Source organism: Mesorhizobium sp. M0898 (assembly GCF_040319695.1).
In the GTDB taxonomy this organism is placed as follows: Bacteria; Pseudomonadota; Alphaproteobacteria; order Rhizobiales; family Rhizobiaceae; genus Mesorhizobium.
Map to the genome: position 1 here is coordinate 1 of NZ_JAMYOE010000132.1, position 1,097 is coordinate 1,097.

The 1,097-nt window shown below is 66.7% G+C and carries 1 protein-coding gene; it reads right to left on the reverse strand.

Annotated features, from left to right (window positions below):
* Positions 1-1,003, reverse strand: a 1,003-nt coding sequence (locus NKH90_RS34560; RefSeq protein ID WP_352823791.1) for a condensation domain-containing protein, incomplete at its 3' end; no start/stop codon positions are given.
* Positions 1,004-1,097 lie beyond the last annotated feature (94 nt).

Consider the following 1,097-nt stretch of genomic DNA (forward strand, 5'->3'; position numbering starts at 1 on the left):
CCTGGAACAGCGGCGTGTGATCAAGATGCCGTGGCGGCTGCACGATCTCGACGACCTGCTCGAACGGCAGGTCCTGATGCTCCTGGGCAGCCAAGGCCGTGCGCCGCGTCCGTTCCAGAAGCTCCGACACGCTCGGCTCGCCCGACAGGTCCAGCCGAAGCGCCAGGGTGTTGACGAAGAAGCCGATCAACTCTTCGATCTCGCCCCGGCCTCGATTGGCGCTCGGCACGCCGATCACAAGGTCGTCCTGCCCCGACAGACGCGACAGCACCGCCGCCCAGGCCGCCAGCACCGTCATGAACAACGTCGTGCCATGCTGCCGGCTCAGCCGCTTCAGACCCCGCGTCAGATCCGCATCGATGACGATCGGCACAGCGGCCCCGGCATACGACTGCTGGGCCGGCCGCGGCCGGTCCGTCGGCAGCGCAAGACGGGCCGGAGCGTCAGACAGGGTGTCGCGCCAATACTGCGCCTGGCTCTGCAGCCGTTCCCCCGACAGCCACCGCCGTTGCCAGGCGGCATAATCCGGGTACTGGATCGCCAGCGGCGGCAAAGGATCGTCCTGTCCAGCCTCGAACGCCCGGTAAAGCTGACTGAGTTCACGCACCAGCACGCCCATCGACCAGCCGTCCGAGACGATATGATGCTGGGTCAGCAGGAAGACGTGTTGCTCATCCGACATCCGGATCAGACGCCCGCGGATCAGCGGCCCGCGCGCAACATCGAACGGCGTGCGCGCCTCTTCATGGCACAGATCCAAAAGCGCAGCCTCAGCATCCGGCCTGTCCCGCAGATCGTGCTCGGCCACCGGCAGTCCCGCATCCGGCGGCAGAACCTCAACCCAGGGCTTGCCCTCCGGTGCGACAAAGACGCTGCGCAGCGCCTCATGACGCGCAAACAGACGGTCAAGGCTGCGCTGCCAGGCGCCGCGGTCGAGCACACCACGCAGCCGCAAGGCCAGTGGAATGTGATAGTTCGTGCTGCCCTCGTCCAGCTGCGCCAAAAACCATATCCGCTGCTGCGCAAACGACAGCACAAGCGGCTCATTGCGCGACACCGTCGCAATCGCCGGCAGGTCTTGCGGACCGGAGCGGCTC